General features: G+C 67.8%; 16 protein-coding genes and 1 pseudogene. 12 read left to right on the forward strand and 5 right to left on the reverse strand.

The genetic code is table 11. The features are described from left to right. Window positions 1-319: 319 nt before the first annotated feature. Both PSR88_RS16650 and PSR88_RS16655 read right to left on the reverse strand, forming a co-directional pair. Complete coding sequence (locus PSR88_RS16650) at window positions 320-763, reverse strand: DUF1801 domain-containing protein (RefSeq protein ID WP_016881950.1); 444 nt, start codon at window positions 761-763, stop codon at window positions 320-322. Window positions 764-1,439: 676 nt separating this feature from the next. Beyond that, window positions 1,440-3,638, reverse strand: coding sequence for an MMPL family transporter (locus PSR88_RS16655; RefSeq protein ID WP_016881949.1), 2,199 nt, complete (start codon window positions 3,636-3,638; stop codon window positions 1,440-1,442). 42 nt (window positions 3,639-3,680) lie between these two features. On the opposite strand from PSR88_RS16655, the gene PSR88_RS16660 reads away from it, so the two are divergent. Beyond that, entirely contained in the window at window positions 3,681-4,115 is a 435-nt protein-coding gene (locus PSR88_RS16660; protein ID WP_009476221.1) for a MarR family winged helix-turn-helix transcriptional regulator, read from the forward strand. Between the two features lie 9 nt (window positions 4,116-4,124). Here PSR88_RS16660 and PSR88_RS16665 read toward each other — a convergent pair whose 3' ends face one another. After that, window positions 4,125-4,928, reverse strand: a complete 804-nt coding sequence (locus PSR88_RS16665; protein ID WP_016881948.1) for a hypothetical protein — start codon at window positions 4,926-4,928, stop codon at window positions 4,125-4,127. A 96-nt stretch (window positions 4,929-5,024) separates the two neighbouring features. Then, window positions 5,025-5,567 carry a lipoprotein LpqH gene (locus tag PSR88_RS16670; protein WP_009476223.1) on the reverse strand — a complete coding sequence of 181 codons (543 nt, stop codon included), beginning with the start codon at window positions 5,565-5,567 and terminating at the stop codon, window positions 5,025-5,027. Window positions 5,568-5,776: 209 nt separating this feature from the next. Between PSR88_RS16670 and PSR88_RS16675 the strand changes: the two genes are divergently transcribed. From PSR88_RS16675 to PSR88_RS16705, 7 genes are all read left to right on the forward strand, one after another. Then, a complete protein-coding gene (locus PSR88_RS16675) occupies window positions 5,777-7,102 on the forward strand; it encodes a hypothetical protein (RefSeq protein WP_037196711.1) in 1,326 nt (441 codons plus the stop codon). After that, window positions 7,099-8,130 (forward strand): hypothetical protein, encoded by a 1,032-nt coding sequence (locus tag PSR88_RS16680; RefSeq protein WP_016881946.1) that lies wholly within the window; start codon window positions 7,099-7,101, stop codon window positions 8,128-8,130. The genes PSR88_RS16675 and PSR88_RS16680 overlap by 4 nt, the downstream gene beginning before the upstream one ends. Before the next feature lie 13 nt (window positions 8,131-8,143). Further along, window positions 8,144-9,643, forward strand: coding sequence for a tetratricopeptide repeat protein (locus PSR88_RS16685; protein ID WP_016881945.1), 1,500 nt, complete (start codon window positions 8,144-8,146; stop codon window positions 9,641-9,643). Between the two features lie 214 nt (window positions 9,644-9,857). Continuing rightward, a complete protein-coding gene (gene ahpC, locus PSR88_RS16690) occupies window positions 9,858-10,421 on the forward strand; it encodes an alkyl hydroperoxide reductase subunit C (protein ID WP_005250059.1) in 564 nt (187 codons plus the stop codon). A 174-nt stretch (window positions 10,422-10,595) separates the two neighbouring features. Beyond that, window positions 10,596-12,188: an alkyl hydroperoxide reductase subunit F gene (ahpF, locus tag PSR88_RS16695; protein WP_016881944.1), complete on the forward strand. Its 1,593-nt coding sequence runs from the start codon at window positions 10,596-10,598 to the stop codon at window positions 12,186-12,188. A gap of 114 nt (window positions 12,189-12,302) precedes the next feature. Next, window positions 12,303-13,577, forward strand: a complete 1,275-nt coding sequence (locus tag PSR88_RS16700; protein ID WP_029538953.1) for a CHAT domain-containing protein — start codon at window positions 12,303-12,305, stop codon at window positions 13,575-13,577. A 90-nt stretch (window positions 13,578-13,667) separates the two neighbouring features. After that, window positions 13,668-14,081, forward strand: coding sequence for a VOC family protein (locus PSR88_RS16705; RefSeq protein ID WP_009476229.1), 414 nt, complete (start codon window positions 13,668-13,670; stop codon window positions 14,079-14,081). Here PSR88_RS16705 and PSR88_RS16710 read toward each other — a convergent pair. Beyond that, a pseudogene (locus tag PSR88_RS16710) lies at window positions 14,046-15,256 on the reverse strand (FAD-dependent monooxygenase). The gene PSR88_RS16705 and the pseudogene PSR88_RS16710 overlap by 36 nt on opposite strands. Window positions 15,257-15,347: 91 nt before the next feature. Here PSR88_RS16710 and PSR88_RS16715 point away from each other — a divergent pair. From PSR88_RS16715 to PSR88_RS16730, 4 genes are all read left to right on the forward strand, one after another. Beyond that, window positions 15,348-16,064, forward strand: a complete 717-nt coding sequence (locus PSR88_RS16715) for a TetR/AcrR family transcriptional regulator (protein ID WP_016881942.1) — start codon at window positions 15,348-15,350, stop codon at window positions 16,062-16,064. A gap of 63 nt (window positions 16,065-16,127) precedes the next feature. Beyond that, window positions 16,128-16,328, forward strand: a complete 201-nt coding sequence (locus PSR88_RS16720; RefSeq protein ID WP_237724034.1) for a hypothetical protein — start codon at window positions 16,128-16,130, stop codon at window positions 16,326-16,328. Window positions 16,329-16,509: 181 nt separating this feature from the next. Next, the gene (locus PSR88_RS16725) at window positions 16,510-17,691 is read left to right on the forward strand and encodes a zinc-dependent alcohol dehydrogenase (RefSeq protein WP_009476233.1); all 1,182 of its coding nucleotides are present in this window, start codon (window positions 16,510-16,512) and stop codon (window positions 17,689-17,691) included. Between the two features lie 282 nt (window positions 17,692-17,973). After that, a complete protein-coding gene (locus tag PSR88_RS16730) occupies window positions 17,974-19,554 on the forward strand; it encodes an FAD-binding oxidoreductase (RefSeq protein ID WP_016881941.1) in 1,581 nt (526 codons plus the stop codon). Window positions 19,555-19,556: the final 2 nt, after the last annotated feature.

The following is a 19,556-nucleotide window of genomic DNA, read 5'->3' on the forward strand; positions in this document are numbered from 1 at the left end:
TCACGGTATCCGTCCATCAACGCGTGAAATCGTGCGACAGCTCTCAGTGCGAATCGGGTACTCCAGGGCAAATCCATCCGGCGTCCTTTGTGCGACACAGAAGCGTGCTGCAGGCGACGCCGTGCCGACATAGGACACGTACCGCGGGCCCAGCCGATTCGCCCGTATGTGGTCGAGATCGTCATGGGCGCGGTGAAGGGTGCGGGCCCAGTGCTGGGTTCGTCCATGTGCGGCGGAGTCCAGGGCATGCGGAACAGGTGGAGGTCGTGGTGCGCACCGCGACCGGGCGAACGAGTCGGGATGCTCTCCGACGGGTGCTCTACATCTTCTCGCCGGGCAGGTTGCTTGCCTGCTCGATCCAGGAACGCAGCCGTCCCTCGTCGAGATCGTCGTCTTCGCAGATGTCGACGTAGCGCACCTCGGCGTGCTTGGACGCCTTGGGCGGAACAGGGTCCAGCGAGGTCCCACGGAAGAACTGAACCTGGACGTACTTCGTGTAGCAGCGGAAGCTGAGGAACCAACCCTCGCCGTCGTGCCCGTAAAACGGTTGGTTCCACTTCACGGCCTTGTGCACATCGGGGACGGTCTGCACGATCAGGCTATCGAGCCGCTCGCCCAGCGAGCGCTTCCACTCGGGCATCGCGGCGATATAGGCCTGCACCGGTCCGTCACCCTCCCCCTTCGGGATCTGCGGGTTCCCACCGGAGAGCAGCTTCGGTTCGGAGCCAGCGTTCTTGTTCGCGTTGTTCCTACTGGTCGGCATCGATCCTCCATCGTTTGTGCTCGTCAAACGGCCGAGGTGGCGGTCTACGCGTCGAGCTGTGAGCGCCGCCCCCCCCGGCGCCCGGCACCACGAAGGAGCCACCCACTCGAAGCCGGCGGGCGAATGAGACACATTTCGTCGCCGTCCACCACTCGCGGAGACCGCAGCAGCGCCCACAAAAAAACCCGTCGCGGCCCCGCAACCACAACTTACCTACGGTGAACTCGCGGAGCCGGTGCACCGCGCTCGCGGTGTTCACCAACAGCGCCGAGAAGGGCGGATGGCACCCCGCACCACTCACACTGAAGATCACGATCATCCGCCGCCGGGTCGGAGCAATTCCTCGACACGTAACCCAACGGGAACCTGTGCGGAGGTCAACCAACCAGGGGACGGTAACTCTCGAGCTCGAGAGGCGACCGCACATGTCCCGCTTCCGCCACGGCCGTCACCTCATCGAGGTAGGCCGGGACGGGCCGGATCGGCGGTCGAGGTCGTGCCCGGGTCGCAGAACTGGACCTCCAGACGATCACCGGCCGTGGTCGCCTCCCTACTGACTGCACCGACATTCAAGTTGTACTGCGCAGTCCCGCTGTGCCGTTAATCGAGCCAGGCTCGGCTGCGCGACCATGAGCGAACAGGCAGGCATCACGCTTGCGGCATTCGCCGAGCGCGCTCACATACGAGTCGAATCCAATTCCGGCTCCGCAGAGACGTTCTCGTTGGGCTCCGGTGCCGATGCGAGCTTGCTCGGCCACCAGATCTTCTGCCCGATGTCGACGGTGAGGGCGGGCACCAGGAGTGACCGCACGAGGAGTGCGTCGAGGAGCACGCCGAACGCCACGATGAAGGCGATCTGCGCGAGGAAGATCAGCGGGATGACGGCGAGCGCCGAGAAGGTCGCCGCCAGAACCACTCCCGCCGAGGTGATCACGCCGCCGGTGACGGTCAGGCCGCGGAGCGCTCCCCGGCGCGTGCCGATGCGCCGGGCCTCTTCCCGGACCCGGGTCATGAGGAAGATGTTGTAGTCGATTCCGAGGGCGACGAGGAACACGAACGCGAACAGCGGGACGACGGGATCGGCACCCGGGAACCCGAATACGTGCTCGAAGACCAGGGACGAGATGCCCAGCGTCGCAGCGAAGGACAGGACCACCGTTCCCATCAGCAGTAGCGGCGCGAGTAGCGAACGCAGCAGCAGGCACAGGATCGCGAACACCACGAGGATCACGACGGGGATGATCAGGGTGCGGTCACGCGTCGACGTGGTCTTGGTGTCGAGGTCCGTGGCGGTGGTGCCGCCGACCAGGGCGTCGGCGCCGTCGATCGGGTGAACGGCGTCACGCAGGCGGACGATGGTGTCCTCGGCCGCGAGGGAATCAGCCGGATCGGTCAGGGTGGCTTCGATCGCCACCCGGCCGTCCACCACCAGTGGGTCCTGCATGCCAGGGGTCGACAACACGGTGATGTCGCCGACGCCGTCGACCCGGGCAGCGTCGGCTACCGCATCGCGGGAGTCCTCGTTCGCGATGATCACGGCCGGTGAACCGGAGCCGGCATCGAAGTGATCGCCGAGGATCTGCTGGCCCGCAACGGAATCGACTTCGAGCAGGAACGTCTCGGACTCCGCGACCCCACTCGCCTCGAACTGGGGCATCAGGAGCGCGAAGAGCACCAGCACCAGGCTGGACGCCACCCAGAATCGGCGCGGGTGCGCACCGATACGCGCCGCGAGCGCGGCCCAGAACTTGTGGTCTGCCGCCTCGTCCTTCTCGGCGTGCCGCGCGTCGAAGGCGGGCCTGCTCGGCCAGTACGCCGTCCGGCCGAGGAGCACGAGCACCGCGGGGAGGTACGTCATGGACGCGACAAAGGAGGCCGCGATTCCGATGGCCGCCACCGGCCCGAGTCCGCGGTTGGAGTTGAGATCGGACAGCAGCAGGCAGAGCACGCCGGCGATGACGGTGCCCGCGGAGGCGGCGACGGGTTCGAGCGTCGCCCGCCACGCGGTCCGCATGGCGCGGTACTTGTCCCGCTCGATCCGCAGTTCCTCGCGGTAGCGGGCCACGAGCAGCAGTGCGTAGTCGGTCGCGGCACCGAATACCAGGATGAACAGGATTCCCTGGCTCTGGCCGTTCAGCGCGATCACACCGACGTCGGCGAGCAGGTACACGAGGAGACTCGACAGTCCCAGCGCGAAGACGGCGGAGGTGATCACCGCGAACGGGAGGATCGGGCTGCGGTAGACGACGATGAGGATGAGGATCACGACGACACCCGCCACCAGGAGCAGCAGTCCGTCGATTCCGGCGAACGCCGCGGACAGATCCGCTACCTGACCGGCCGGCCCGGTGACGAGGACGGTGAGACCGTCCGGTGCGTCGCCGAGCGCATCGCGGAGTTCTGTGACGCTGTCGCCGACCTCGCCGGCGCTGTCGACGGGCACGAACATCTGCAGTGCCCGGCCGTCTGCGGACGGGATCGGCGGCGACACCTCGTCACCGAATCCCTCCGAACCGGCGAAGGACGCCGCGGTGCCGGCGAGGAACTCGGTGTCGGCCGCGGTGATCCCCGACGTGCGTTCGGCGACGACGATCGCGGGCACGAACTGCGTGTCGGTGAAGTCCTTCTGCAGCGCGGACACCTCGGTGGCCTCGGCGGACGCGGGCAGAAACGACGTGCTGTCGTTCTGCTGGACCGAGGAGAGTTTGCCGGCGAACGGACCACCGATTCCGCCGACGGCCAGCCAGACGATCACGAGCAGGGCTGGCAGAATCCACCGCAGGCGACGAACCGGGCGTGGTCGGGCAGTTGTGGTCACGTGCTCTCCAATGCTGGACGGTTCGACGACCGGATGTCCGGATTGCGATGTTCCCATTTTGTTCAGCCTGCTGAGCAAAATGCAAATGGAGGCGAAGAGATGACGAGCGACGGCATGGACGAGTGGCCAACCGGACGGCTGTTGTCCACGGCTGCGCGGCTGGTCGAGCACTCGTGGGAGGACATCCTCCGGTCACAGAACATGACCCACGCGGGCCTCATCTGCCTGCACACGATCGCCGACCGGCCGGCCTCGCAGCGGGACATCGCGAAGGTCTCGCGGGTGACGGACCAGACGATCAGCCGCACCATCGACCGCCTCGAGCGAGCCGGGTACGTCACCCGGGAAACCGACCCGCTCGACGAGCGGCGCAAGCGGGTCGCGATCACCGAGTCCGGTCGCGCGATCTACCGCCGCCTGCTGGCCCTGGAGAAGGAGGATGCGGCCCTCACCGCCGCCGTCGGCGACGTGGGGCCGCTGCGCGAACAACTCCTCCTCCTCGTCCGGTCGCTGGGACTTCCGACCCGGGACTGATCGTCGTCGTCACACATTCGCAGGCAGGGCGATGACGACCTCCCGCTCGTTCCCCGGCAGATAATGGACCGTCACCACCCGGCCGACCTGAACGTGCCCGACACTGCGCGGCGGCAGGAACTTCTCGACACGGGTGGTGAACGTCGTGCCGTCGGGCCGCGTGACCGCCAGCCCCAGTTCGATCTTCGAACTCCCGTTGCGGATCTCGCCGGGCACACTGAGCGACTGCACCACCGCCTGCGCGGGAACGCCACGAGCCGCGATGTCGAGCTTGCCCGGGGTGGTGAGTCCCTGACGAATCATGGATCGGTTCAACGCGTCCTGCGCCGTCGACGCGTCTCCCGACCGGTCGATCTCGACCTTGTCGGTGCGCCCCGGCAGGTAGCGGACGGGGAGAACGACACCCGGGCGGAAAAGAGCCAACTCGGTGAGCGGCACGATCATCCTGGCGTGCGATTCGAAGGTCTCGCCGTCGGCGCCCTCGACGCCGAGGTCGATCCGCACTTCCGTTTGATCGTTGAGCGTCATGCCGGTCTGGCGCACCGCCCGCACCGTCCCGATCCCGACGGCGCCCTGCCGGAACGCGGCACTGTTGCGCCCGGTGAACGCCGCCAGCACGCTGTCGCCGGTGAGGGCGAAACAGACCACGACCACGCTGACCGCGACGATCGGCCAGATCATCTGCGGGCCGACCCACGACAGGGCGTCGATTCCGTAGTTCGAGCGTCCCCGATCGCCGAGGCCGTACCACAGGTAGTAGCCGACCGACCCGACGAGAAACACCAGGGCGGCGGCACGCACGATCTTCTTCACGATGAGTCCTCTCCGTGCCTGAACTGGGGGGAAGAACGGGTGGGACGCGCGCGAACTCGACTGCCGCGACTCCGCGCGCGTCCCGGGTGAGCCGGCTCAGCCGCCCACGACGGTCGAGCATGCGAACGTGATGTCGAACTTCGACGAACTCGGCGCGGTCGGGTTGCTCATGTCGGGCGCGCCGACGCCTTCGCCGCTGATCGTGTAGGTGTCGCCGTCCTTCACGACGGTCGCGGAGCCGCCGGGCATTCCCTGCCCGAAGCCGAGGGCGTACGGGAGGCCGTTCGACCCGCCCTTGCTGCCCGCGATTCCGACGGCCTGCACGGTGTCCGCGCCGGTGATGGTCGCGGAGACCGCCAGGTCGCCGTACGTCGAATTGGCGGTGTCTGCCAGCGCCAACGCCAGGGTGTCGCCCTGCTTGGCGCAGGTGGCGTCGAAGTCGGCTTCCAGTGCCTTGCCGTCGACGGCGGCCGAAGACGCGCCTGCCGGGTTCGCGGCGGCCGGGGACTGTTCGGAGCTTCCGCCGCCGGAGTTGCTGTCACCGGTGTCGCTGCAGCCCGAGACGAGCAGGGCGACAGCGGCCGCTGCCACGATGCCGGCGGTGTAGACGCGCTTCTGAGTCCGAACGATCTTGTTCATGATCCGTCCTTCACGTTTTCGTGAGGGGCGCTCGGCGCCCGTCGTCGATTCCTTCGGCTCGCGGACTGGAGCCGATGTGAGAAAGGTAGGAACGTCTCGCGCCCTACCGATCCCAGATTTGTCGACCCGTCGACGGGGCATCCCTGCGGTAGCCTGCTCGAATGCGGACGACATCGAGGAGCTCAGTGGCTGCTCGGCGACCGCGAGCGATGGTCCTCGACGAGGTGTGGCGCGAGTTGGACGGGGTCGAACCGCTCAGTGGGCCGGACGGCGGACCCCTGAGCCGCACCGTGAAACTGATCCTCGATCCGCTGGTCATCCGCCCGGTACAGAACCCGCTGTGCGCCGGTCCGATCGTCACGGCCGACGGGGCGCAGTTGCTCGCCACCCGGGTGCACGCCTCCGCCGACGCGCTCCGCGCCACCGCCGCCTGGTTCACGCTGCTCAAACGGGTTCGCCGGGCGCTGCGCATCACGGACGGCAACCCCCAGGACCTGTATTTCCAACGCTGTTTCGAACTGGCGACCGGTTCGGGCACCCCCGACCCGCTCCGGAGCGAATCCGTCGCCGAGGACACGTTGCGCGACGTGCACGATGTCGCCGCAGGCCGCACCACTCAGGCGTTGAAGGCCCACGTCACCGACCCGGAACGGGCCCGCGAGCTGAACGCCCTGATCGACGTCGCGTGGGGACGCCGACCGCTGTCGGGCGCGGCCACCGTCGACCACGCCGACGCGATCCACGTGGTTCTCGACGCCTGTCCCGGCGCGCGCCTGGAGCAGGACGGCGACGACGGACGGCAGGCACTCGACAGCCTGCTGGCCGGCCACGCGGGAACCCACCGCGGGATTGCGCTCTGGACAACCGACGCCTCTGCCCACCGGCTCGGGCTGACGGCGCATCCCGTGCCCGCGCCGCCGCGTCTGGGAGCGTCGGCGTCCACCTCGACCCTCGGGCTCCCGTTCGACCGGTCCGTCTACGAACGCGTCTTCACGGTGCTCCGCGCGTCGACCGACCGTGCGGAGCTGCCACCGATCCACGACCTGGTCACCACCGAGATCGCCCGAAGTTGCTCGCCCTGGGCGCTTCTCGACGAATCCCTGCGGGTTGCGGCGACGACGGGCGTTGCCCTGGCGACCGGTCTCCGTCCGATCGGTACCGCGCCCTCTCCTGCGGGCACGGACACCACCGCCGTCCGGGTGATCAACGGCCGCTGGCAACGGGAGGCGTATGTCCTGCAGGCACGCCGCCTCACGGTGAGCGCCGACGCCGCGTCGCTGCCCGAAGCGAATCCGCTGACGGCCATCGCCGCCGAACTCCTCGAGCCGTGGCGGCCCTACCTCCGCCGCCTGTGGGTCCGCCTCCACGGCCGCGACGTGCGCGAGTTCTCGGTCCACGAACCGGACGAGCTCTGGGACCTCCTCGACGGAGTGGCGCGATCGGTGATCCTCGACCACCGCATGCGGGTCAAGCAGGCGCTCGGTGCAATTCCGCTGACGGATGCGGCGGGTGCTCCCGAATCGAGGGCGAGTTGACCCCCGGCACGGTGCGGATCGAGCGCGCGCCCGACGGGGTATGGGTCATCGCCCCCGACGACGCACCGAGTGTCCTGGACGACGCCGCGGGCATCCACGTGGCAGTGCTGGAAGTGCTGGGTGGGCACCTGTCGTGGAGTGTGCTCGCCGACCACACGGTCTCGGTCGCGGTGCTCGACGACGTCGCGTCGGCGCAGAACTGGGTGTGGGCCGTGTTCGGCGAGGAAGTCGCGCTCGCCGTGGCCGCCGGCTCCGGGCGCGGCGTCACGGTCGAGCCGGCGCGACCGCGGGTGGCCGCCGGTGCGAGGCGACTCGCGTACGCGCACTGGGCGGCGCGGTGGTGGCCGGCCTCGACGATCGACGCCATCCCCCCGCTCGACGAGGGGCTGTTGAACGGCGAGATCGCCACCCTCGTCGAGGAATGCGATCTACTCGTCGACGGAGACGACGCCGTCGTGCCGACGGGCCCGGAGCTCGCCGACCGGCCCCGCCGGGCAGACGACTACGCCCTCGCGGCCGGCGCGGCGGTCGCGACGCTGCCGAGCACGCTCGTCCTGGCGCGCGGTACCACCGGATCCGACTGGCGCCGGTACCCACCCGGGCTCGTCGACGCGTCCGAGCGTGCGGTGTCGTGGGAGGTGGTGCGCGCCGCCGGGAACACGACCGTGCGAGTGAGCGTGGTTGCGGCACCGGGCCTTTCCGAACCCATGCCGGCGCATGTGCGTCCACACGCGCTGATCGGCGCCGCATCGGGCACCGCTGACGTCGTGCTTCAGCTGTCAGGGGATGTGTGGTCCGGCGAGTCCGCCGCACCACCGGGCTCGGAATCCGGGGTGTCCGTGAACGTGCACCTGCCCGGGTTCGGTGTGACCGGTCAGGCCGACGACGGAGGTCCCGAGGCCCGGGAGCGCGTTCGGGCCCTGGTCCGCCGGCGGTTACGCCGAGCTTCGGAGACGGCGGCGGACGACGGGCCGGACGCGCCCCTGCTCGCCGAGATAGCCGCGGCCGCCTCGGATTCGGACTTCTGACGTGGGAGATCAGATGGGGCGTGACCTCCTCGCGGCCGGCGCGGCAGCGTACTCCCGCGGAGAGGTCGCCGAGGCACTCCGGACGTTCGAGCAGGTCGCCCGCTCGACCACCGGCGATCTTCGGACGAGCGCGATCATCAACGCGGCCAGCATGTCCGACGAGCTGGGCGATCACACGAAGGCCGTCGACCTCTACCGGGAAGCCCTCGCGGAGATGCCGGCCGACGCGATCCGGAAGCGTCCCGCGGCGCTGGTCAACCTGTCGCAGGCCCTGCAGCACATCGGCGACCTCGACGGCGCGCAGGACGCGCTCGAGCAGGCACGGCGACTGCTCGCGGCAGCCGACGATCAGGGCGACCTGCGCGTCGCGTGCCTGCTGTCACTGACCGCGGTCGCGATGCACCGGCAGCAGTGGGCGCACGCGGCCGACATCGCCACCGAGTCCCTCGACGCGGCGGTGCGTTTCGCCCCCGCGCTGGCGGGCCACCCGCTCATGAACCTGGCCGCCATCCACTTCGAGACCGGGCGCTTCGACCTCTCCGACGACTTCGCCGGGCAGGCGCTCGAGGCGTTCGAGACCGCGGGCGACGTCAGCGCGGTCGCCGAAACGCAGCAGAACCTGGCCATCATGCGCGTCCGCTCGGGGCGGCCCGACGAAGCGGAACCGCTGGTGCTGTCGAGCCAGACGTACTTCGAGCGCGCCGGGATCGGCCACCGGGCGGGGATCGGATCGAAGGTGCTCGCCTTTCTCGCCGAGGGCCGGGGCGACACCGAACGCGCGGCGACGCTCTATCGCCGCAGCATCGACTGCTTCCGGACTTCCGGAGCGGTACTCGACGCCGCGGACGTCGAGACCCGCCTCGCCACCGTCGCCTTCGGTGAAGGGCGACCCGACGAGGGTGAGACACTGCTCGCCGCCGCGTTCGACACGTACCGCGGGCTGGGGCTCGGGCTGCACTGCGCGCAGGTCGACTTCTGGCACGCAGCCCTCCTCGAGTCCACGCTCGCGGCCTCCGAAACTCCCGACAGCGCGGTGCCGGCACGCGCCACCGCGCTCGCGGTGCCCGCGGCGATCGCCATCGACGCCGTGCGGTACACACTCCCGAACGGGCGTCAGCGCGAGCAGTGGAACCGCGAGATCGCGGATCCGGCGATGCAATTGGCGTTCCGGCTCGCGTACGCCTCGGGTGACGCGCGCCTGGTGGCCGATCTCGTCGAGGCGCAGTGCGCGGGGACGACGGTGGACGTCGGCCGCGCCGGGCACCGCACCCCGGCGCGGCTCCCCCTGCAGTTGCCGGACCTTACCCCGGCAGGCACGACCGACACCGAGGGGTCGTTCCTGCTCGGCGCCGCACTGGCCGGAGTCGCGGCCGGCGCCGGTCTGCCGGTGCCCCTTCCCCCACGGCTCGCCCTGACGTCGGATGGGCGAATCGCGCTGGACAACTCGATCGCGGTCGCCGAGGAACGCTACCGTCGCGCGGTCCGGGACAGCCGGGTAGTGCCTGCATGGTGACCTCTCCCAGGTGTCATCGTCGTCACACCACACGTTCTGCGACCACCTCAGGTGGTGTGGGTGGAGTGCGGCACTGACCTGCAACGCTGCCGATTCCGCGACCATTGATAGCCCCACCCAATCTATGGAATAGGTCTCATAGATTGGACCTATTCCAATCTGCTGGATAGCCTCGTCACTGTTGGATTCCCCGTCTCCCCGAATAGAGGTTTCAATGGCCCTGATCAACACGCAGATCAAGCCCTTCGCCGCCAACGCCTTCAAGGACGGCGCGTTCATCACCGTGTCCGCAGACGACATCAAGGACAAGTGGGCGGTCTTCTACTTCTACCCGGCCGACTTCACCTTCGTCTGCCCGACGGAACTCGGCGACCTCGCCGACCACCACGAGGAACTTCAACGACTCGGCGTCGAGGTTTTCTCGGTGTCCACCGACACGCACTTCACGCACAAGGCGTGGCACGGATCGTCCGACACCATCGGCAAGATCAAGTACGCCATGATCGGTGACCCGACCCAGGAGATCAGCAAGAACTTCGAGGTCCTCCGCGAGAACGAGGGACTGGCCGACCGCGGCACCTTCCTCGTCGACCCCGACGGAGTCATCCAGTTCACCGAGGTCACCGCAGAAGGCATCGGGCGCAACGCCGCCGAGCTCGTACGCAAGGTCAAGGCCGCTCAGTACGTCCGGTCGCACCCGGGCGAGGTCTGCCCGGCCAAGTGGGAAGAGGGCGAAGAGACCCTCGCCCCGTCGCTGGATCTCGTCGGCAAGATCTGACGCAGCCAGTCGTACCGCAGGCACGGGCTCAGATTTCCTGAGCCCGTGCGGGCGGTTCCCGGTGCTCAGCTCCCGTGGGGGCAATCGGTGTCGCACCAACACCTTCCGGACCACCTGAACCAGAATTTCCGGTTTCCGATCCCCTTGTCCTCCCGACCGATGGAGTAGATCCTCATGCTCGAAGCCTCGCTTGCCGGCCAACTGAAGTCCCTGCTCGAAAAGCTGACCCTGCCGATCGAGCTCGTGTCCTCACTCGACGACGGACCCAAGTCGGTCGAACTCGCCGAACTGCTCACCCAGATCGCGGCGATGTCGGAGAAGATCACCTACGAACGCCGCGACGACGACACGCGACGCCCGTCGTTCGCGGTCCGCCGCAGCGGCACCGACATCGAGGTCCGCTTCGCGGGCATCCCTCTCGGCCACGAGTTCACCTCGCTCGCACTCGCTTTGCTCCAGGTCGGCGGTCACCCGTCGAAGGAGGCCCCCGAACTGCTCGAGCAGGTCCGCGACCTCGACGGCGACTTCCACTTCGAGACCTACTTCTCGCTGTCCTGCCAGAACTGCCCCGACGTGGTGCAGGCCCTGAATCTGATGTGCGTGCTCAATCCGCGCATCAGCCACGTCGCGATCGACGGCGCCCTGTTCCAGGACGAGGTCGACGGCCGCCAGATCATGGCTGTCCCGACGGTCTTCCTCAACGGCGAACTCTTCGGCTCCGGCCGGATGAGCCTGGAGGAAATCGTCGGCAAGCTCGACGTCGGTGCCGCCGACCGCGCCGCCGCCGCGATCGCGCAGAAGGATCCCTTCGACGTGCTCGTCGTCGGAGGCGGTCCGTCCGGCGCCGCGGCCGCGGTATACGCCGCGCGCAAGGGAATTCGCACCGGCATCGCCGCCGAGCGCTTCGGCGGTCAGGTGCTCGACACCATGGCGATCGAGAACTTCATCTCCGTCCCCCACACCGAGGGACCCCAGTTCGGGTCGGCGCTCGAGAACCACGTCCGTCAGTACGGCGTCGACATCATGAACACGCAGCGGGCCGCGAAGCTCGTGCCTGCCGCCACCGAGAACGGCCTCGTCGAGGTCGAACTGGAAAGTGGTGCTTCTCTTCTCGCGCGCACCGTGATCCTGTCGACGGGTGCGCGGTGGCGTTCGATGAACGTGCCCGGCGAGGACGCGTACCGGAACAAGGGTGTGACCTACTGCCCGCACTGCGACGGACCGCTGTTCAAGGGCAAGCGCGTCGCCGTGATCGGTGGCGGTAACTCCGGCGTCGAGGCCGCAATCGATCTCGCGGGACTCGTCGAGCACGTCACTCTCGTCGAGTTCGATTCGGTACTCCGCGCCGACGAGGTGTTGCAGCGCAAGCTGCGCAGCCTCCCGAACGCCGACATCCTCCTGAGCACGCTCACGACGGAGGTCCTCGGGGACGGCAACAAGGTCACCGGCCTGACCTACCAGGACCGCACGACCGACACCTCGCACACGCTCGACGTCGAGGGTGTCTTCGTCCAGATCGGCCTCCTGCCCAACACCGAGTGGCTGGCCGGATCGGTCGAGTTGTCCGACCGCGGCGAGATCGCGATCGACGACCGCGGCCAGACGTCGGTGCCCGGAGTGTTCGCTGCCGGCGACTGCACCACCGTGCCGTACAAGCAGATCGTGATCGCCGCCGGCGCCGGAGCAACGGCAGCGCTGAGCGCATTCGATCGGCTCATCCGGACGGGCGTACCCGCCGAGGAGTCCACCGCCGCAACGGTCGCGTAGCTCGGCCGAGGTCGACGAGCCGTGCCTGCACGTCAGGCACGGCTTTCGGCTTTCAGATCGACCCGGGTGCCGGTACTCGCGCCACAACCCGGGTGGGTAGGGGATGCTGGGACGGTGCCGACTCACCCGTGTCACCCACCGACCGCGATCGTCCGGATGGCCGACGCCGGCGATCTGTACACGTCGTGGCGGTGGACCCACGACTCGCACGCCGGCGGGGTCGGCGTCGCACCCGCCGCGCAGGTGGACGCCGCCCTCGCCGCGCTGGCCCTGGCTCTGCCCGACCTCACGGATCCGCAGGGGCTGCAGCACGCGCTGACGGCGGGCGGCTTCTCCGCCTACGAGTCGGAGCACGATCTCGCTCAGCTCCTTTCACGCACATTTCTTCCGTTCGGCCTTGCGCAGCAACTGCACGAGCTGCTCACCCGCGGGGTGCGGCCGCACCTCCGGATCCAACCGTCGCCCCGCGTCGCGCAGGTGCCGTGGGAACTGATCGCACCCGACGCCGGGCTGCGTCTCGTCGACATCGCGGACGTCAGCCTGCTGGCTCCGCTCAGCATCGTCCACTCGCCCGGCCGGCCGGTCCGAACCTGGACGCACACCCGGCAACTCCCCGTCGTCGCGGTGCTCGACCCGCGGGTGCCGGGCTACCGTGCGGATTCGGAACTCGGCTCGGTCCTGGGGCGGATGGCCGCGGACAGTCCGCTGTCGCAGCGGGTCGCGACGTACGCCGGCGAGGGCCGGCTGCTCCCCGACGTGGACGGACCGACGGACTGCTTCCGCCGTGAAGACGTGGACCGGGAGTGGCTCGGCGCAGCGTTGCGTGAGGGTGCGGGCCGGCTGATGTATGTCGGTCACGTCACCGCGGCGGCACCCGAATCCGGTCAGAGCGAGCACGCCGAGCTGCACCTCGCCTGCGCCGCGGACTCCGTCGGGTTCGCGGAGCCGACCCGTGCTCACCGGCCGTTGTCCGCGAAGGACCTCCTGCTGGGAACGCACACGCTCACGGCCGAGCCGATCCGCGGCGCGGAGTTGTGGCCGATCCCGAGCAGGGTGGCGCTGATCGCCTGCGAGAGCGGTGGTGACCTGCGGTTCAGCGAGGCACTCGGGTTGGTCTCCGCGATGATCGCCGGCGGGGCGGAACTCGTCACGGCCAGCCGCTGGGCCCTGCCCACGGACCTCGCGTTCCAGCGCATCGCCGGCGCCGCAGCACACGCGCGTCCGCTGCAGGACGCCATCTGCTCGATCGACGCGGCGCACGAACTGCCCGACGCGGTCGGCGCGCTCTGCGACTGGCAACGCGAGCGGGTGGCCGCCTGGCGGGACGAGCGGACGATCGAGCACTCACCGGTGCTGTGGGCGGCGTTCGCGACGGTCTCCACCCACTGATCCGCCTCGGCCGTCCGTTCCCCACATCGTGTCGGCCGGTCGTTGTACCGTCGTTGCTGTCGGTTCCGGCACGAAGAAGGAGCATGTCCCATGACCTCTCGGCTCAACCCCTACATCAGCTTCGACGGCAACGCGCGGCAGGCAATGGAGTTCTACAAGGACGTCTTCGGAGGCACCCTTGCGTTGAACACGTTCGGTGAATACGGTGCGCCGGAAGGCGAAGGCGCCGACAAGATCATGCACGCCATGCTCGAGTCGGACACCGGCTACACGCTCATGGGTGCAGACACCCCGCCCGGGATGGAACACAACCCGGGAACCAACATCGCGGTGAGCCTGAGCGGAGACGACGGCGACGAACTCCGCGGCTACTGGGCCAAGCTCGCCGACGGCGGATCCGTGTCCGTGCCCCTGGAGAAGCAGATGTGGGGAGACGAATTCGGCGCCTGTACTGACAAGTTCGGCATTTCATGGATGGTCAACATCGCCGGCACACCGAGCTGATCGCAGCGCCGGGTAGTCCCGCAGATCGATGTCGGTGGCGAAGGAGTCGGTCAGCTTCATCATCAGGCCGAACAGGAAAGTGGACTTGAACGTCCAGTTGCGCAGCCTGATTCGAGTAGCCGACTTCGGCGCGAGAAACGGTCCGGCACTGCCCTTGCGGGCGATCTTCGCGTACCCGAGCATCTTTTCGTTGTAGCGTCCGAACGCCACGCGGTGGTCGCCGTCTGCAGCGGCGAGCTCACCCGCCAGGACGTACGCACCCACGAGGGCGAGGCCGGTCCCGAAGCCGCCCAGCGTATTTCCGTACGCGGCATCACCGACCAGGGCCACACGGCCGGCGGTGTAGGTATCGGTCTCGACCCTCGCGATCGAGTCGAGGTAGAAGTCGGGCGCGTCGTCCAGGTGCGCGAGTAGCCGGGCACGCGCCACCCCGCTCCGGCATACGCGGCGGTCAGCATTCGTTTCTGCTGGGTGATGTCGGCGCGGTCGTACTCGATCCGGTCGGAGGCGAAGACGAACAATTCCGGAGCCTTCGGTCCGCCGACCACGGCCATCCGTCCCGGCTCGTTGTACATCAGTCCCGTCCCGCGTTCCCTGTCCGGCGAGGCGTCACTCGCCGAACCGGTGGTCCCGACGACGGCGTAGTAGTACCCGAGGAATCGGACGAACTCGTCCTCCGGCCCGAACCGGTGGCGACGAACGGCCGAGTGGATGCCGTCGGCGCCGAACACCAGGTCGAACCGGCGTGCGTCCGACTTCTCGAACGTGACCTCGACACCCGAGTCCGTGTCGACCAGCGCGGTGACGGAATCGCCGAAGAGGTACTCGCACGACTCGGCGGTGCGCCGGTAGAGGATCTCGGTGAGGTCGCCCCGCGCGATCTCGATGTCGCCGCCGACGAATTCCCCGGGGATGGTCGCCAGGTGCCTGTCGCGTTCGTCGACGATCAGGAGGTCGGTTTTCCCGGTCTGGCGACGGAGCACGTCGTCGAGGATTCCCATCCTCTCCAACACTTTTCGGTGAACCTCCCCCTTGAAGTCGACGGCCTGGCCGCCGAGCCGAAGGTCGGGCGCCCGCTCGACGACGGTGACGGCGTATCCGCAGCGGCCGAGCCAGAACGCCAATGCAGGTCCGGCGATGCTTGCACCCGAGATCAGGACGGTTCTGTTCGACATGGGAGCCTCCGCGGATTATTTGTGTCTGACGGACACAAATCAGTGTATGGTAGACACTATTCCGGATCAAGAGTCGTCCGGAGGAGCGCAGATGGTCACCCAGCCCCGTACCGCCGAGCTGCTGTGGGGATCGCCGGAGAGACCGAAGCGGGGACCGAAACCCGCGCTGAGCCTCGAGCAGATCGTCGCCACCGCGATCTCGATGGCGGATGCCGAGGGCCTCGCCACACTGTCGATGCAGCGCCTCGCCGAAGACCTCGGGTTCACCAAGATGTCCCTCTACCGCTACACCCCAGGCAAGGCCGAGTTGACCGCCCTCATGCTCGATGCCGCTCTCGGACCCGCGCCCGACCTGTCCGAGATCGACGGCGGCTGGCGCGCTGCGCTCCACGAGTGGGCTCTCCGGATGTGGGCGGGCCTGCGGCGGCATCCGTGGGTGGTGGACGTCGCGGTCGGCCCGCGAGTGATGGGCCCGAACGAACTGGACTGGCTCGAAACCGGCCTCGACGCCCTGCGCGACACGGGACTCACCGGCGGGGAACGCCTGGACGCGGTGGTCCTGATCACCGGTCACGTGCGCAGCCTCGCTCAGCAGACGACGGCGCCCGGCGCCGAAACCGACACACCGGAGAAGTCCCTGAACGCGATCATGACGGGCATCCTCGCCGACCACGCCGACCGCTACCCCCAGGTGACGGCCGCGTTCGCGTCGGCCAGTGCCACCTCCGGGCAGGACGACGCGCTGGAATTCGGCCTGGCCCGTATTTTCGACGGGCTCGCCGCCCTCGTCGTGGCCCGCGCCGGATGACACCCATTCCGCTTGCGGCTCGGCGCTCCTAACTTCATGGGTAGACCACATCGAGGAGACATCATGACGATCGACCGAGGACTAGTGGCACTGCTCGAGGCAAAGCCGGGCAAGGGCGAAGAACTCGCCGCGTTCCTGAAGCAGGGGCGCGCCCTGGCGGCGGAAGAACAGGGCACCGTCACCTGGTACGCGTCAAGGTCAGCGACACGACATACGGCATCTTCGACACGTTCGAGAACGAGGACGGCCGCCAGGCGCACCTGACCGGAGCCATCCCTCAGGCACTGGGCAAGGTCGGCCCCGACCTACTCGCCACCGACCCCGACATTCGCCCTGTCGACGTCCTCGCCGTCAAATAATCACACCCCCTGTCGAGCACGGTTTACCTCCACCTCCCGTCGGGCACCCGACTACGGACATCGACCGACGAGAGGTTTGGTTCCCAGTGCGAGCAGTCACGTGGCAAGGCAAACGAAAGGTCAGCGTCGACACCGTCGCCGATCCGAAGATCGAACACCCGACCGACGCCATCATCAAGGTCACGACGACGAACATCTGCGGTTCCGATCTGCACCTGTACGAAACTCTCGGCCCGTTCATGGGAGAAGGGGACATCCTCGGTCACGAACCGATGGGGATCGTCGAGGAGGTCGGCACGGCGGCGGGCAACCTGAAGGTCGGCGACCGCGTCGTGATCCCGTTCCAGATCTCGTGCGGCGACTGCTTCATGTGCAACTTGCAGCTGTACACGCAGTGTGAGACGACGCAGGTTCGCGAGCAGGGCATGGGGGCGGCATTGTTCGGTTTCTCCAAGCTCTACGGCGAGGTGCCGGGAGGACAAGCCGAGTACCTGCGTGTTCCGCAGGCCCAGTTCACTCACATCACAGTGCCCGAGGGCCCGCCGGATTCCCGTTTCGTCTATCTGTCCGATGTGCTGCCCACGGCGTGGCAATCCGTCGAGTACGCCGCGATCCCCGAAGGCGGGTCGGTCACCGTGCTCGGTCTCGGACCGATCGGAGACATGGCAGCGCGCATCGCCCACCACAAGGGCGCACGGGTCATCGCCGTCGACAACGTCCCCGAGCGCCTTGCTCGCGCCAAGGCCCGGGGCATCGAAACCCTGAACCTGGACGAACACGGCGGCGATCTCGCCGACGTCATCCGCGACGCGACCGACGGCCGTGGCACCGACTCGGTGATCGACGCGGTCGGCATGGAGGCGCACGGTTCACCGATCGGCAAACTCGCCCAGCAGATCGTCGGGTATCTTCCCGATGCGGTCGCGGCGCCGCTCATGCAGAAGGCGGGGGTCGACCGTCTCGGCGCGCTGTATTCGGCGATCGACATCGTTCGTCGCGGAGGCACCATCTCCATCATCGGGGTCTACGGCGGCATGGCCGACCCGATTCCCATGCTCACCTTGTTCGACAAGCAGATTCAGCTGCGCATGGGCCAGGCCAACATCAAGAAGTGGGTCGACGACATCATGCCGCTCCTCGGCGACGACGACCCGCTCGGCGTCGACACTTTCGCCACTCACGAACTCCCCCTCGAACAGGCACCCCACGCCTACGAGATCTTCCAGAAGAAGCAGGACGGGGCGGTGAAGATCCAGCTCAAACCCTGAAAAACTCAGGCGCAAGCGGCGGTGGCCGGGATCCCGTGACGGGTATCCCGGCCACCGCCGCCGTTTTGCGCAAACCGGATAGACCTCTCCGCGAGAATCCCGCTGACCAGCATGGATGCCGGGGGAAATCCGAGTCACGCCCGGCGCATAACGGATTGCTCCTTTCGGTGACGGCCCTCACACTTGTAAGCAAGGAAACCTGATATTCAGCGAACAGCTGTCGCAGGTCTTGCGTACGACCCGGCCGCAGCGAGGCGGCCGCCGAGCGAGGAGCAGTCAAGAATGACGCGAACCCTTCCCCCTGGCGTTTCCGACGAGCGATTCGACGCGGCGCTCCAGCGCTTCCGCGACGTCGTCGGCGACAAATGGGTCCTGTCGACCGCAGACGAACTCGAAGCGTTCCGCGACCCGTACCCGGTCGGCGCCGCCGAGGCCAACATGCCGTCGGCCGTCGTCTCACCGGAGTCGACCGAGCAGGTCCAGGACATCGTCCGGATCGCCAACGAGTACGGCATCCCCCTCTCCCCGGTCTCGACCGGAAAGAACAACGGTTACGGCGGCGCCGCCCCGAGGCTGTCGGGTTCGGTGATCGTCAAGACCGGCGAGCGGATGAACCGAATCCTCGAGGTCAACGAGAAGTACGGCTACGCACTGCTCGAACCCGGGGTCACCTACTTCGACCTGTACGAGTACCTCCAGAGTCACGATTCCGGCCTGATGCTCGACTGTCCCGACCTGGGATGGGGCAGCGTGGTGGGAAACACCCTGGACCGCGGCGTCGGGTACACCCCGTACGGCGATCACTTCATGTGGCAGACGGGACTGGAAGTGGTTCTGCCGCAGGGCGAGGTGATGCGCACCGGGATGGGCGCACTGCCCGGCAGCGACGCGTGGCAATTGTTCCCCTACGGGTTCGGCCCCTTCCCGGACGGCTTGTTCACCCAGTCGAATCTCGGGATCGTCACCAAGATGGGGATCGCCCTGATGCAGCGGCCGCCCGCGTCGCAGTCGTTCCTGATCACCTTCGACAAGGAGGAGGATCTCGAGCAGATCGTCGACATCATGCTGCCGCTGCGCATCAATATGGCTCCGCTGCAGAATGTTCCGGTGCTGCGCAACATCTTCATGGACGCGGCCGCGGTGTCGAAGCGCACCGAGTGGTTCGACGGCGACGGGCCGATGCCGGCCGAGGCGATCGAGAGGATGAAGAAGGATCTCGATCTCGGGTTCTGGAACTTCTACGGCACCCTGTACGGACCGCCGCCGCTGATCGAGATGTACTACGCGATGATCAAGGAGGCGTTCGGCAAGATTCCCGGTGCCCGCTTCTTCACACACGAGGAACGCGACGACCGCGGTGGACATGTGTTGCAGGACCGACACAAGATCAACAACGGCATCCCCAGCCTGGACGAACTGCAACTCCTGGACTGGGTGCCCAACGGCGGGCACATCGGATTCTCCCCGGTGTCGGCGCCGGACGGTCGCGAGGCGATGAAGCAGTTCGAGATGGTCCGCGCTCGCGCCGACGAATACGCCAAGGACTACGCCGCGCAATTCATCATCGGGCTCCGCGAGATGCACCATGTGTGCCTGTTCATCTACGACACGGCGATCCCCGAGGCCCGTGAGGAAATCCTGCAGATGACGAAGGTCCTCGTCCGCGAGGCCGCCGAAGCCGGCTACGGCGAATACCGCACCCACAACGCCCTGATGGACGACGTGATGGCGACGTTCGACTGGGGCGACGGTGCGCTGCTGAAGTTCCACGAGAAGATCAAGGACGCCCTCGACCCCAACGGCATCATCGCGCCCGGCAAGTCCGGTGTGTGGCCGCAGCGGTTCCGTGGCCAGAACCTCTGACA

Origin of the sequence: Rhodococcus sp. DK176, from assembly GCF_038447315.2 — a bacterium.
Lineage (GTDB): Bacteria > Actinomycetota > Actinomycetes > Mycobacteriales > Mycobacteriaceae > Rhodococcus_F > Rhodococcus_F jostii_A.